Origin of the sequence: Enterococcus sp. 5B3_DIV0040 (genome assembly GCF_002140755.1) — a bacterium.
GTDB lineage: Bacteria > Bacillota > Bacilli > Lactobacillales > Enterococcaceae > Enterococcus_D > Enterococcus_D casseliflavus.
This window is the reverse complement of sequence record NZ_NGLC01000001.1, coordinates 1,816,896-1,831,345: the sequence shown is the minus strand read 5'-3', so window position 1 is coordinate 1,831,345 and position 14,450 is coordinate 1,816,896. Positions and strand designations below refer to the sequence as shown.

Below are 14,450 nucleotides of genomic sequence, written 5' to 3'. Positions count from 1 at the left end.
GGAACCAAGTAGCGAAAGCAGCACAAGTAGTAGCATGGAACCAAGTAGCGAAAGCAGTACAAGTAGTAGTACGGAACCAAGTACTGAAAGTAGCACCAGCAGCAGCACGGAACCAAGTAGTGAAAGCAGCACCAGTAGCAGCACGGAACCAAGTAGTGAAAGCAGTACAAGCAATACAGTGGAAGGTTTGCTAAATAATAGTGGTTCAAGTCACTCTTCCAGCTCGGCAAGAAGTGATGGTGCCAACCATAATCAGCAGAAGCTTCTCCCGCAGACGGATGAAGTCTTGAATGATCGGTTGATTTTCTTAGGGATAGTCATACTGTCTATCGTTACCTATATGACGCTAAAAAAATCAATGGGGAAAAGTCCCTTCAACAGATAACAAAAGTCTACAACGGGCAAAAACAAGCATAATTATTCAATGGGGACTTGGGTTAGCAGAAAACAGAATAAAAAGTAGTGACAAAACCGTTCATGTGTTTTGATCGACTGATTCAGTAAAATTTAGTTCTTTTTGCTGAAAGAGGTCATCAAGGGCATTATCGGTTTTTTTTTGCTATTTTCTCGATGGGTTGACCTACCGTTTTTACGCTTGTAGCCCGTCGATTACAGAAAAAATTTGGCTGTTTTGGAATTCTTAAAATGGTTTCTGTAACATTTATCAAGCAGAAACGATGCGGATAACTATCTCACATACCCTTTTTATTCGCGAAGAATATTTGTATTCTTAGAGCAAGTTAATGATCATAAACCGCTTCCATACGCTGACGCTTTTTCGACATATGACTGGAAATGTGCGAGAAATATCAGAAGTTCCCTTAGTCTAGTTAGTGTTTCGGACCCTTCTTTCTAGAAACTGATTTTTGTTTCGATTGCTCGAAAAATGAGCAGAATTCTTCAAAAACATTTACTGACCAATGGATTGTGATTTTGTTAACAAGAATGAGCGAAGAAGGGTTTAGTGGTATGCACAGGAAGCAATTTATAAAAACCTAAAGCGTTTTGATTACGAAGCAAGTTTTTCTTCAAACTGAACAAACCAATAATAATAGAGAAGGTGGAATGAATATGAGTAAAAATGGTTCTCCAAAAGTGACAAAGATGCAGGTGTTTCCGATTGCTGGTTATGACAGTCCGACCCTTACCTTAAGCGGGTGTCATGCACCTTATTTTACGAGGAATATTGTTGTATTAGAAGACGAAACTGGGATTAGAGGCATTGGTGAGATCCATGGCGGTGAAGACATCACCAAAATGCTGGAGAGTTACATTCCTTTTGTCGTGGGTCAAGAAATTGCCAATTATCGTAATGTGATTACAACGATTCGCAAAAATGCAGCGGCGATGAAAGGAAACGGTGGGGAAGGACTTCAAGGGTTGGATTTAAAAAATCTGAAATTTGTCGTCCAAGCGGAGGCAGCGGTTGAATGTGCGATGCTGGATCTGCTTGGCAAGTTTCTAAATAAACCGATGTGTGCATTATTAGGTGATGGTCAGCAGCGTAATGAAGTTGAAGTGTTGGGGTATTTGTTTTATATCGCCGATGCAGGGAAAACTGATCTGCCTTATCGCGTAGAGGAAGAGCCCAAAGATGAGTGGGAGCGCATTAGAAGACAGGAAACCTTAACACCAGAGGGAATGGTGCAGCAAGCAAAAGCACTTGAGGCACGCTATGGGTTCAAAAATTTCAAAGTCAAAGGTGGCGTGCTGAAGGGAACAGAGGAAATGGAAGCAGTAGTTGCTTTACATGAGGCGTTTCCAGAAGCGCGAATCAATATTGATCCTAATGGTGCTTGGTCGTTAGCAGAGGCTATCGAGCTTTGCAAAGACAAACTTGACACGATTTCTTATGTGGAGGATCCATGTGGTCCTGAAGCAGGTTTTTCAAGTCGTGAGATCATGAATGAATTCAAAACAGCCACGAGACATCAAGTGGCAACAAATATGATTGCGACCAACTGGCGACAATTTTATCATGCATTAAATTCAAAAGCAGTAGATATCGTTCTGGCTGATCCGCATTTCTGGACATTAAACGGAAGTGTTCGCATGGCCCAAATCTTGAATGACTGGGGATTGACTTGGGGTTCTCACTCCAATAACCATTTTGATATTACGTTGGCAACATTCGCACAGTGTGCCGCAGCTGCACCAGGAAATATTACACCAATCGATACACACTGGATTTGGCAGGATGGACAAGAACTTTGCGATGACACTGTCTTGATTCAAGATGGCGTGATCAAAATCACCGATAAACCTGGCCTAGGTATTGAAATCAATATGGAGAAATTGCTGGAAGCACATCAATTGTACCAGTCAATGGACCCCAAATACCGTGATCGTGATGATTCAATTGCGATGCAATACTTTATTGAAGATTGGCAGTTTGACGCAAAAAAACCTTGCTTTGTGCGCTAAAGGTATTTATTGAAGGACTACTTGATGTCAGAGATATAGCTGAAATTTTTGCTTGAAGTTTCAGCTATATTCCTCTTTGACTGATCTATTATTCGGAGGGATATAAAAAATGAGCTATTTAGCTATTCTTGGCTTTGTCATGATGACATTGATCACGGGTTTATTACTAAGAAATAAAATTAATATACTTGTCTGTTTTGCATTGATACCTGTCGGATTTTCTTTCTTAAGCGGGGCAAGCTGGACAGCGACGGAAGGATATATCGCTGACGGTCTTGATATGACACGAGACATCTTTTTGATGATCATGTTTTCATTACCTTATTTTTCTCTGATATCTGATGCAGCAGTCTTCGATATTATGGTATTCAAGTTTTTGAAAAAAGTAAAAATCAAAGCACCGATTCTCTGCAGCTTGACTGTGTTTATTTCGGTGATCACCACATTAGATGGAAGTGTCATGTCGACCTATCTAATTGCGATCCCGTTGTTTTTGCCGCTATTTAAGAAGTTGAAAATCGATCCGGTGATACTCGTTTTTCTTTGCTCAGTCGGTATCATGTTAGGATCGATCACACCATGGAACGCACGGATCTTACGGGCTGCAAGTCTGCTTCCAGATGTACCCAATGCACCGATGACCTTATTTACCACCTTGCTACCTGTTTGGATCACTGTCTTTATCGGAACGATGATCCTTGGTTATTTCTTAGGTTTAGGTGTCCATAAAAAGCATCTGGCAAATGGAGAAAAATTTGAAGGGATCGCTGATTCATTAGCGAAAGAGCAAAACTATGGACCGCTTGCTCGTCCCAAGCTATTTTGGTTCAATCTGATCTTGACCATCCTCTTAGTGATCGCTTTGTCGTTTTCAAACCTGCCTTCTTACTATATTTTCGCAGCTGGTTTAATCATTGCTTTGTGCGTGAACTATCCAGACTTCAAAGATCAAAATCAATTGATCAGTAAATATGCTTCAAAAACATATCCGATTGCGCCCATCGTTTTGCTTTCTGGGGTTGTCGTAGGGATCTTGCAAGGAACGGGCATGATGGATGCGATGGTTCAAGTTCTCGTGAATATTATTCCCGCAGCTGTTGGTCCCTATGTTCATATTGCGATCGCTATCTTCAGCACACCATTGATGCTGTTGTTTACCAACGATACTTGGTTTTTTGCGCTCATTCCGATCATTGCAGCTTTAGCAGGAGAATATGGCGTTGCTCCAGATATTGTTGCCTTGACATTATTCTTTAATATTGGTGCGTTTGCTTCACTGATTGCCCAACCACAAATCATCATGGCTTGTGATTTAGGGGAAACCAATGTACGAAAATTCTTGCGTTATTCCTTCTTTAAATTCTGGGGAATCAGCTTGGCATGGACGCTAGTAGGGATCTTATTGGGGATCTTTATTTAAAAATGTTCTTTAGCACATAAATTCACTGTTTTTCGACGAAAAGTCTGCACTCGATACTCTGTATTCTTTTTTGGGGAAACAGTATATTAAAAACTATCAATTTGACTAGGAGAGATTTTGATGATTCCAAAAATCGTAAAAATGGAAGTTGTCCCTGTAGCAGGACATGACAGTATGCTACTAAATCTAAGTGGAGCCCATGGCCCTTTCTTTACTAGAAATATCGTTATTTTAACTGATGACACAGGTAATACAGGTTTAGGAGAAGTGCCAGGTGGTGAGAAAATTCGTCAGACATTGGAAGACTGTCGTGAATTAGTTGTGGGTCGGACTTTGGGCGAATACAAAAACATCGTGAAAGAGATTCACGAACGTTATGCGCAGTTGGATGCTGGTGGGCGCGGGAACCAAACATTTGATTTGCGAACGACGGTTCATGTTATGACTGCTGTTGAAGCGCCATTGTTGGATTTACTAGGACAGCACATGAAGGTGCCCGTTGCCGCTTTGTTAGGTGAAGGACAAGTGCGCGAATCAGTGAAGTTTTTAGGTTATCTGTTTTATGTAGCAGATCGCAACAAAACAGACTTGCCTTATGCTTCTGACAATACGCTCGATGATTCATGGGGAGCACTACGTCGTGAAGAAGCGATGACCCCAGAAGCAATCGTCAAGTTAGCGAAAGCTGCCTATGAGCGCTATGGTTTTGAGGACTTTAAATTAAAAGGCGGCGTGTTATCAGGGCAAGAAGAAGTACAAACCGTCAAAGCGTTGAAAAAAGAATTTCCCAATGCTCGGATTACCCTTGATCCGAATGGCGGATGGTTACTAGATGATGCAATTGCGCTTTGCAAAGACCTTCACGGCGTATTAGCGTATGTAGAAGATCCTTGTGGTGCAGAAGGTCGCTTCTCTGGTAGAGAAACGATGGCAGAATTCCGCCGAAAAACAGGATTGCCGACGGCGACGAATATGGTAGCAACGGATTGGCGAGAAATGAAAGCAGCGATTCGCTTAGATAGTGTGACGATTCCGCTGGCAGATCCGCATTTTTGGACGATGCAAGGCAGTGTACGTGTGGCGCAGTTATGTCATGACTTAGATTTGACTTGGGGTGTGCATTCCAATAATCATTTTGATATTTCTTTGGCGATGGTCGCTCATACTGCAGCGGCAGCACCTGGGGAAGTAAATGCCGCAGATACCCACTGGATTTGGCAAGATGGCGAAGGCTTGACCAAAAATCCGCATCAAATCAAAAACGGTGAAATTACCATTCCAAGAAATTCCCATGGCCTTGGGCTGGAACTTGACCGAGAAAAGCTAGATGCGGCGCATCAACTGTATTTAAAAGAAGGCTTAGGGGCGCGCAATGATGCGATTGCCATGCAGTACTTGATTCCTGGCTGGACATTTGACAATAAGAAACCAGCTTTAGTCAGAGAGTAATCGAGCGAATACAAATTAATCGAAGCTTTGAGTGAGAGGATTGACCATAATGGAAAAAGAAAAGATTAAAGGGATCATTGTTCCTTTACTCACGCCAGTGAATGAAGAAGAAATGATTTGCGAAACTAAGTTGCGAAAGATCGTACGGCATGTGATCGATCATGGTGTTCATGGCATTTTGGCTTTTGGCAGTAATAGTGAGTTTTATATGTTCGAACATGATGAAATGCTTGCAGCAACAGAAATCATTTTAGATGAAGCCGCTGGAAAAGTACCTGTTTTCTTTGGGATGGGCCCAATACGTACGAAACATGCGGTGGCACTTGCCAAACGGGCAGCAAAATTGCCGATCGCTGGTATTTCCGTTTTACACCCAATGTTCATCAAACCCACAGAAGAAGCACTGTACAATCATTTTAAAGCAATCGCAGACGCGGTTTCCGATACGATGGTGCTTTTGTATAACAATCCAGCAAGAGCTGGGTATTCGTTGAGTCAACCATTGATCGAAAAGCTGGCGCATACCGTTGAGAATATCGTAGGGATCAAAGATTCAAGCGGAGATTTGACCTTCCTAAGCGAATTGGTTCGACGGAATGCTGATGTTGGCTTTCGGGTGATTGCAGGAAAAGATACCATTGTTTATCCTTCACTCTGTGTGGGAGCAGTCGGCGGTGTGTGTTCAACGGCAAATATTTATCCTGAATTGGTTTGCGGTATTTATGACCAGTACGTATCTGGTGATTTCCAAGGCGCGCTAAAGAACCAATTTACCCTGAACCCGATCCGTTTATCGCAAGATGCAGCAAGTTTCCCTTCAGCTACCAAAGATATGGCAAACTTGATGGGCTTGAATGTGGGACCTTCGATCTTGCCGACGGAAGCAAGTAAGGGCGTTGTCTTAGACAAGATGATTGATGAAATGAAGAAGGCGGGTTTCTTATAATCAAGCCTAACTATAGAAAAGGGGGTGGATTCATGGAAGAACAGCGAATTGTGATTGCAGCAGATTCTTTCAAAGGAAGTGCCTCCAGTAAAGATATCTCAATGTGGTTAGAAAAAGGGATTCGTCGGGTTTTGCCCCATAGTCCTATCGATAAATTTTCAGTCGCCGATGGTGGAGAAGGCACAGTCGAAGCTTTAGTTGATGCCTTGGCAGGAAAACGAAAAAGGATAACTGTTCAAAATCCATTGGGAAATCCTGTGAAGGCGCAATATGGTGTTTTACCTAATCAAATCGTCGTATTAGAAATGGCAGAAGCAAGTGGGATTACTTTGATCGAGCAAAATGCTGAGAATGCCTTAAATGCTTCGACTTACGGGGTAGGGGAGTTGCTTTTGGCAGCCCTCGATGAAGGCGCAAAAGAGATCTACCTTGGCATAGGCGGCAGTGCAACAAGTGATGGCGGGACTGGAATGGCAAAAGCATTAGGGGTCTCCTTTTACGACGATCAAGGAAAGGACATCCCGAGAGGATTAGCTGGATTAGCAAAGCTTGCTTCGATAGATATTTCTAAGATCGATCCACGATTAAAAGATGTAAAAATCAATATTTTATCGGATGTAACGAATCCGTTAGTCGGTGAAAAAGGTGCCATTGCTATCTATGGTCCTCAAAAAGGCATTCCGATTGACCAAACGAAAACCTATGATCAGTGGATGAAACGTTATGCCTCTGTGATCAAAAAAGAGATGCAGATTGATATTGCTGACGCACCAGGTGCAGGGGCAGCAGGCGGTCTAGGGGCTGCATTGCAAGTGTTTTGCCAAGCCAAAACGTGCAACGGTATTGAAACGATCTTAGATTTAGTAGAAATTGAAAAAAAAATTGCCCAAGCTGCTCTCGTCATAACTGGCGAAGGCAAGCTTGACCAGCAATCGCTGAACGGCAAAGTTCCTGTGGGAATTGCCGAGCTAGCCAAAAAGCACCATAAACCGGTGATTGCTGTGGTCGGTAGTCGGGAGAAAGAGGTTTCGGCAGCTTATGCCGCTGGAATTGACCTTATTTTGCCAATTATCCATCGACCAATGAGTTTGCAAGAAGCAATGACACAAGTAGAGGAAAATGTGGTGATCGCTGGAGAAACCGCGATCCGAGCATATTTATTAAATCAACGAAAGTAGGAGATGGTATTGATGAAAGTAGGATTTGTCGGTTTAGGAATCATGGGAAAACCAATGGTGAAAAATATAGTAAAGAATGGCTATGAGGTTATTGTGTTTGATTTTAACCAATCCGCAATCGATGAAGTTGTTTCAGCTGGTGCACATGCAGCCGAGTCAGGCGCCAAGGTGGCAGAAGCAGCAGAAGTGATTATTACGATGCTGCCGAATTCTCCAAACGTAGAAGCGGCACTATTCAATCCTGGAGGGATCGCTGAAGGCTTGTCAGCTGGTAAAACAGTCATTGATATGAGTTCAATCGCGCCAAAAGCCAGCCAAGACTTTGCGGCTCGTTTGAAAGAACAAGGAGTCCATTTTATTGATGCGCCTGTCTCTGGTGGAGAACCAAAAGCCATTGATGGGACGATCGCGGTAATGGTTGGCGGAGAAAAAGCAGTTTTTGAGAAATATGAAGCTTTATTGAAGACGATGGCTTCTTCTGTGACACGAGTCGGTGAAGTAGGAGCTGGAAATATTACGAAACTTGCCAATCAAATGATTGTAGCAATCAACATCGCAGCTATTTCTGAAGCTTATTGTCTAGCCAAAAAAGCAGGTGTTTCTCCTGAAGCAGTTTATCAAGCCATTCGGACAGGTTTGGCAGGAAGCACAGTCATGGATCAAAAATCAGAAAAGATTTTTTCTGGTAACTTCGATCCTGGTTTCCGTATCGAATTGCATATCAAGGACTTGCAAAATGCATTAGACACCTCACATGATAGTAATGTTTCTACACCATTTACAGCATCTGCAATGGAGATTATGCAATCATTGAAAGCCTACGGATTAGAAAAAAGGGATCATTCTGCAATCGCAAACTATTATGAAACGATTAATGATTTAAAATTGCAAGGTTAACAGTAACAAATCGAGGTCATTTGTTTTCCTTTTCACTGAAAAGAGAGCACAAGCTGTTCACAACTAAAAGACATAATAAAAGAGCGTTTCTTCTCAGAGGAGCGCTCTTTTTGTTATGTGTATTGAAACTCAAAAATACAGTGTAAAAACAATTTTACGTCAACTGGAAGACAGAAAACAGGGAAACGTTGCTGGTGCTATGAGTTAGGCTGTTGATGGATGATCAGGCTGATTGGAAACAGATGACTTGAACAACAAATGATACCATCGATTTTAAATGCGAAGTTTGTTACGCTGAAGCATTTGCTTGTTCAACAAATCATCTCTCTAGATTAGACAAGCGATAACTCATAAAAGCAGCCGACAACACAGTAAAATCACTCAAATTACGTGGATTGTAGCCCGTCTTTTCCGTGATGCGATTCAGTTTGTTTTGAAAAGTATTCTTGTGTAAAAAAAGTGCCTCGGCACACTTCATAATACTACCATTGTAGCGTTTATACGTTTCAAAGATCAATTGGAACTGCTCAATCTCCTCAACTGTCAGACTGCCAAGCACTTTCTTTTGCAATTGTTTATTATCTTCTGTAGAAATCCCGACAAAGAGCAACCCGTAATCCATTTCTTGATAAGAAGAGATGGTCGCACTTTTTTGATTGATCAACCAATTGACGGTTTTTTGCGCCTTTTCATAACTAGACCAATACTCATCGATGGTTTCTGCTAAACCGCCGATCCCAAAGGACATTTGACGATCAAAACGCTTAGAAATATCCTTTTGCATTTGCATCAGTAGGGGGATCAGCGAAGCTTCTTCCTGCTTTTCGAAAAACAGGCAAATTTCTTGATTGATCAACGAGAAGAAACTACCTGGAAAAATGTGCAAATGCGATTGGATGGTATGGAGCAGTTTTTCATAATTCAGATTATTTTTTTCTCTAGTAAAAAGGAATTTCCCTATCACGAGGATGCGAGGTCGTTCCAAATCAATATCCAGGAGCGAGGCTAAATAAGCCGCCAAGCTATCATCTCTTTGAGGAGCGATCAGCATCGTAGCTAGACTGTGGTAGTTTTGCCGTTGATGGAAATTTGTCAATTGAATCCAGTTTTCTCGGATCAAAATCTCCGTCATTTTTTTGATAATATTCCCCAAAGGCTCTACCTTTGTACGCTCGCCAGTAATTCCAATAATTGCTACAACGGATTGATTAAAAAGGACCGGGATATTGATTCCTTTTTTTGCTCCTTTAAACTGATTGTCATGTTCAATCGTTAATGTCTGTTGATTTTTGGCTGCTAAACGGGCGCCTTCATGACTGGTACCAATCCGCACGGTATCTGTACTAGCTATGATCGTACCCGAGGTATCAAAAAGATTGATTTCATGGTTGATGATATCTTTTAAGCTTTTAACAATCAATTTTGCTACTTTTGGCTCTAATTCCATCGATCACGTACTCCTAAAGGTTGATTTGCTTATACCTGAATTTTAGCACAAAAATAGTCATATATTATATATAATATATATTTAAATGATGAATAATAAACTGTTTTATTGGCGGTTTATTTTGTTTAGGGTTCAGTTTATCTAAAATTTCTATCGTGTTTTTATGTATGGAAACATTTCCTGATGTTTGCTGAATCGCTGAATCCCAGTTAGCAAAACTACCGTTGTATTTTCTCTATCGTGCATAAAGAGATTATTCATTGGCACGTGTATACTAACGTTTTATGTATAAAGGAGCGAGAACTTTTCAAATACCTTTGTGGGAATTGGATACACAAAGCTAACTTTTCATATAAATGATTCGTTCGTTTTTATTTGTTATCGTTAGATGGAATGAAAAATGAACAATCAAAAAGTCGCTGAAAACAATATAGTTTCAACGACTTTTTGATTGTTCATTTTCTTTCAGGGATTTGTAGTATTTGTTTCGGTATTGTTGCGGAGACATGTTGACCCACCGCTTAAATTGCTTGCTGAAACTTGCTAGGGAGTTAAAACGCAGTTGTTCACTGATTTCCTCAATCGAAAGGGAGTGGATCTTAAGCAAATTTTTTGCTTCTTTTAAAATCAAGGATGATTCATATTTTTTTGGAGAAAGACCATACACTCTTTTAAAGAGAGTACTGCCATAAGATGCTTGGATACCAATCTCTTCAATCAGCTCCTTGATTGATATATCAGATAAACAGCGCTGCTTTTGAGGATCTTTCCAAATTTTCTGTAATTCCAACTGAATTTTTTTTGAAATAGTTTTTGCATAGTGAATCGTTAAGTTGCTGTTTTCTTGGAAGAGCTGCTGTTGCTTTTTTTTCTCAATCTCATGATTCAATATAAGCAGAAATTGGGATAATAAAATTTGAATGTGCATTTTCTTCTCGAATTCTTTGATAGCGGGGTTATTGATCAATTGAATCCAACGTTGAATCACTTCTTTGATTGCTATAAAAAAACTACTTTGTGGTGTAATCTTAATGTCGCTGTAATTGATCATGTCAGAGACGAAATCTGGGTCGTCAATATCAAAATGCGTGCAAAAATAATGAAGCTTAGGACCGGCCTGGATTTTGTGAAGGCTGTTTGGGGGAATAATGACCATGTCACTTGCTTCTAAGTGGTAACAAGTCTTATCTATAATAACATCTTCACTTCCTTGAATGACATAGATCAATTCAAAAGCCAAGTGCTTGTCCTCAGCTACAGACCATCCCTCATCGACTTCTTGTGTATGCCCCCCGAAGAACGATAATTTCCAATCAATTGCTGGTAATCGCTTAGCATCTTTTAATATACTCATAGATCCACCACCTGAAAAATGTACAAATTCTCTAAATATTTGTCCATATACAGATTAGCAAATGTTTTATAGAATGTAAACACAAATATAAAAGCGGTTTCAAAGAGAGGGGAAGTTTTATGAGTAAGATTCACTACGGCGTTGCTTATTATGATGAGTATATGCCCTACGATCGATTGCAAAAAGATATTGAAATGATGAAAGACGCGAATATCAATGTTGTGCGAATCGCGGAAAGTACTTGGAGTACCCACGAACCACAAGAAGGAGTTTTCGATTTCGAATCGGTCCATCGTGTTTTAGATGCAATGCATGCAGCCGGAATTGATGTAATCGTAGGAACACCGACATATGCTGTACCGACTTGGCTAGTAAAAAAATATCCGGAGGTATTGGTTACTACGAAAGAAGGTAAGAAAACGTACGGCGCGCGACAAATTATGGATATAACAAATCCTCAATACCTTTATTACAGTGAACGAATTATACGAAAGCTGATTGAGGAAGTCATTGATCATCCAGCGGTGATTGGTTTTCAGGTAGATAATGAAACGAAACATTATGGAACTGCAGGAGAAAATATCCAGATTCAATTTCAAAAATATGTAAAAGAAATGTTCAGTCATGATTTGGAGGCAATGAATCAAGCCTTTGGTTTGTCTTATTGGAGCAATCGCATCAATGCTTGGGAAGATTTTCCCTCTGTTAATGGTACGATCAATGGGAGCTTAGGCAGTGAGTTTTCAAAATTCCAAAGAAAACTTGTCACTGACTTTTTAGCATGGCAAGTTTCGATCGTCAATGAATATAAGAAAGATCATCAGTTTGTCATGCACAACTTTGATTTTGAATGGCGTGGCTATTCTTTCGGCATTCAACCAGACGTCAATCATTTTGAAGCTGCAAAACCTCTCGATATTACTGGAATTGATGTTTACCATCCTTCACAGGATGAACTCACGGGCAGAGAGATTTCATTTGCGGGGGATGTTGCTAGGACAACAAAAGATCAAAATTATTTTGTTGTTGAAACAGAAGCACAGGCCTTTAAGGAATGGGTTCCTTATGAAAATCAATTGCGATTGCAAGCGTTCAGCCATATTGCTTCAGGTGCATCAATGATCTGTTATTGGCACTGGCATTCGATTCATAATTCTGCTGAAACCTATTGGAAAGGTTTGTTAAGCCATGATCTGCAACCAAATCCAGTTTATAACGAAGCGAAAATTATTGGCTCAGAGTTGAAAAAATATCAAAAAGAACTTTCTGGGTTACAACAGAAAAATCAAGTTGCCTTTGTTGTCAGTAATGAGAGCTTGACAGCCATTAATGACTGGTTCCCGTTTTCTGGTCATGAATTATATAATAACGGTGCGCATGGCTACAATGATATTTTTCGTCAACTATATGATGAACTTTATAATTTGAATGTTGGCGCTGATGTAATAAGTGTTGGTGATGAACGAATCAACCGTTACAAGTTGCTGATCGTCCCAGCTTTATACACTGCTTCTGACACAGAACTGGCACAGTTAAATCAATTTGTGGAAAATGGAGGACATATTCTTTACACCTTTAAGTCTGGCTTTACGGATGAGCATGTGAAAGTTCGGACCACCGCTCAGCCAGGTTATATCTCGGAAGTTTGTGGGGTCCACTATCAGCAATTTGTTAAGCCAAAGAATGTGACTCTGTCATTCGCGGATGACGAAGCAACAACGTATGATATTTCTGAATGGATGGAACTGCTGGTCCCAACTACTGCAGAGACGATCGCTTCCTACAATCATCAGCATTGGGGAAAATATGCAGCTATCACAAAAAATCATTATGGAAAAGGCACAGCAACATATATTGGGTGCTTTGCTTCAAATAAAGTGATTCGTAAATTACTCATTGAAACGTTGACCCATGCTCAAATTGAAAGACCCTCAGAAGCTTTCCCTGTAATTATCAAAAATTGTTTAAATGACCAAGGACAAAAAGTATCTTTCTACTTTAATTATTGTAATGATCCTCAAAAAATTTGTCTCACCAAAGAATATTATGACCTTTTTGAAAATAAGACAACGATTGCCGGAACGAGTGTTGAGCTAAACCCTTGGGACGTCAAAATATTCATTCAAAAGTAATAAAAGCAATCAAAAAAGGAGTGTTTTTATGGAGAAAACAAGTCCGAGAAGTGCCAGCTTTAAGCTAGCACTTCTCTCAATTTCATTGATGCTACAATCGGGCGGAACAATTGCCATAGCGGTCTCTAAAATGAAAGAAACCTTTGTTGATCATTCGGCGACTGCCGTTGAATCCCTAGTAACTGCACCAAATATTACGATCATGATCTTTGTCTTACTAAGCACATTTTTAGTTAGAAGTTTAGGGACAAAGACGGTTGTATTATTAGGATTGACGATTGCTGGGATCAGTGGGATGGTGCCCATGATTACAGAAAATTATACAATTGTTTATCTGTCGCGTTTAGCGCTTGGTGCAGGGTTAGGAATGTACAATTCATTGGCTGTGAGTCTGATTGATTATTTTTATGAAGGGGAGCTTCGTAATAAAATGCTAGGCTATCAAACTGCTTTTCAAAGTTTAGGTCAGATGATTATGACCTTTTTAGCAAGTCAGTTGGCTGTGATCAGTTGGCAGTATGCATACATCGTTTATGGTTTAGCCTTGGTACCAGTTGTTTTGTTTCTTTTCTTTATTCCAACAATTCACACGAAGACTGAAGGCGATGAGAAAGATAAGGGAACGATCAAAATAAATTCTTTTACCATTCTATCGGCGCTAGGCTTCTTTTTCACCTTTGCATTTATTATGAATTTATACACGAAAGCAACAACGTTTGTTTTAGAAGCAAATTTTTCGAATGCCGAGTTTTTAGGCACTGCTCTATCATTGGCGACGATCGTCGCATTTATTTGTAATTTTTTGTATGGAAACATTGTAAAGTACACGAAACATTACACAATGCCTATTAGTTATCTTATTTTGGGGATCTCATTCTTTTTAATCTCGAACAGTTCGAGCATGTTCTCATTGACCGTAGCAATCTTTTTAGCCAGTGCGGGAGCAGCATTATATACACCCTATTCTTTTGGGATACTAATGCAAAAAGCACCGAGAAATGCGGCAAATTTAGCAGTATCAATTGGCATGGTAGGCGTTAATTTGGGTGTTTTCTTTTCCCCGTATATTATGTCTGCTATCAGCAACTTTTTTACTAACCAGTCAGCAGCATTCAGTATGCTTTCGTCAGGCTATGCCTTTACGGGCTTTGCTTTGATCACATTCTTCTTTAGTAAACAATTGAGAGTGTCAGAAAACTAACA

11 protein-coding genes are annotated in these 14,450 nt (G+C 40.3%); 9 read left to right on the top strand and 2 right to left on the bottom strand.

What is annotated here, in order from left to right; all coding sequences use genetic code 11:
• The 7 genes from A5883_RS19375 to garR all read left to right on the top strand — a co-directional run.
• The coding region (locus A5883_RS19375; protein WP_217809238.1) for a hypothetical protein at positions 1-194 on the top strand (194 nt) is incomplete at its 5' end.
• Positions 195-1,071: 877 nt separating this feature from the next.
• A complete protein-coding gene (locus tag A5883_RS08650) occupies positions 1,072-2,424 on the top strand; it encodes an enolase C-terminal domain-like protein (RefSeq protein WP_086338340.1) in 1,353 nt (450 codons plus the stop codon).
• A 109-nt stretch (positions 2,425-2,533) separates the two neighbouring features.
• Complete coding sequence (locus tag A5883_RS08645) at positions 2,534-3,844, top strand: SLC13 family permease (RefSeq protein ID WP_086338339.1); 1,311 nt, start codon at positions 2,534-2,536, stop codon at positions 3,842-3,844.
• Positions 3,845-3,964: 120 nt separating this feature from the next.
• Entirely contained in the window at positions 3,965-5,293 is a 1,329-nt protein-coding gene (locus A5883_RS08640) for an enolase C-terminal domain-like protein (RefSeq protein ID WP_176323964.1), read from the top strand.
• Positions 5,294-5,342: 49 nt separating this feature from the next.
• On the top strand, positions 5,343-6,239 hold the full coding sequence (locus A5883_RS08635) for a dihydrodipicolinate synthase family protein (protein WP_086338337.1): 897 nt from the start codon (positions 5,343-5,345) through the stop codon (positions 6,237-6,239).
• Between the two features lie 32 nt (positions 6,240-6,271).
• Positions 6,272-7,417 (top strand): glycerate kinase, encoded by a 1,146-nt coding sequence (locus tag A5883_RS08630; protein ID WP_086338336.1) that lies wholly within the window; start codon positions 6,272-6,274, stop codon positions 7,415-7,417.
• Positions 7,418-7,429: 12 nt separating this feature from the next.
• On the top strand, positions 7,430-8,314 hold the full coding sequence (gene garR, locus A5883_RS08625; protein WP_086338335.1) for a 2-hydroxy-3-oxopropionate reductase: 885 nt from the start codon (positions 7,430-7,432) through the stop codon (positions 8,312-8,314).
• 319 nt (positions 8,315-8,633) lie between these two features.
• Here the strand turns inward: garR and A5883_RS08620 are convergent, their stop codons facing one another.
• Positions 8,634-9,761, bottom strand: coding sequence for a CdaR family transcriptional regulator (locus tag A5883_RS08620; protein WP_086338334.1), 1,128 nt, complete (start codon positions 9,759-9,761; stop codon positions 8,634-8,636).
• A gap of 436 nt (positions 9,762-10,197) precedes the next feature.
• Entirely contained in the window at positions 10,198-11,115 is a 918-nt protein-coding gene (locus tag A5883_RS08615) for an AraC family transcriptional regulator (protein WP_086338333.1), read from the bottom strand.
• A 119-nt stretch (positions 11,116-11,234) separates the two neighbouring features.
• On the opposite strand from A5883_RS08615, the gene A5883_RS08610 reads away from it, so the two are divergent.
• Positions 11,235-13,247 (top strand): beta-galactosidase, encoded by a 2,013-nt coding sequence (locus A5883_RS08610; RefSeq protein ID WP_086338332.1) that lies wholly within the window; start codon positions 11,235-11,237, stop codon positions 13,245-13,247.
• 28 nt (positions 13,248-13,275) lie between these two features.
• Positions 13,276-14,448: an MFS transporter gene (locus A5883_RS08605; protein WP_086338331.1), complete on the top strand. Its 1,173-nt coding sequence runs from the start codon at positions 13,276-13,278 to the stop codon at positions 14,446-14,448.
• The last annotated feature ends 2 nt before the right edge of the window (positions 14,449-14,450 follow it).

What these genes read in the sequence shown, in the direction of transcription:
- A5883_RS08610 (WP_086338332.1), top strand. Translation starts at nt 11,235, where the DNA reads ATGAGTAAGATTCACTACGGCGTTGCTTATTATGATGAGTATATGCCC.
- A5883_RS08605 (WP_086338331.1), top strand. Translation starts at nt 13,276, where the DNA reads ATGGAGAAAACAAGTCCGAGAAGTGCCAGCTTTAAGCTAGCACTTCTC.
- A5883_RS08640 (WP_176323964.1), top strand. Translation starts at nt 3,965, where the DNA reads ATGATTCCAAAAATCGTAAAAATGGAAGTTGTCCCTGTAGCAGGACAT.
- garR (WP_086338335.1), top strand. Translation starts at nt 7,430, where the DNA reads ATGAAAGTAGGATTTGTCGGTTTAGGAATCATGGGAAAACCAATGGTG.
- A5883_RS08620 (WP_086338334.1), bottom strand. Translation starts at nt 9,761, where the DNA reads ATGGAATTAGAGCCAAAAGTAGCAAAATTGATTGTTAAAAGCTTAAAA.
- A5883_RS08635 (WP_086338337.1), top strand. Translation starts at nt 5,343, where the DNA reads ATGGAAAAAGAAAAGATTAAAGGGATCATTGTTCCTTTACTCACGCCA.
- A5883_RS08630 (WP_086338336.1), top strand. Translation starts at nt 6,272, where the DNA reads ATGGAAGAACAGCGAATTGTGATTGCAGCAGATTCTTTCAAAGGAAGT.
- A5883_RS08650 (WP_086338340.1), top strand. Translation starts at nt 1,072, where the DNA reads ATGAGTAAAAATGGTTCTCCAAAAGTGACAAAGATGCAGGTGTTTCCG.
- A5883_RS08615 (WP_086338333.1), bottom strand. Translation starts at nt 11,115, where the DNA reads ATGAGTATATTAAAAGATGCTAAGCGATTACCAGCAATTGATTGGAAA.
- A5883_RS08645 (WP_086338339.1), top strand. Translation starts at nt 2,534, where the DNA reads ATGAGCTATTTAGCTATTCTTGGCTTTGTCATGATGACATTGATCACG.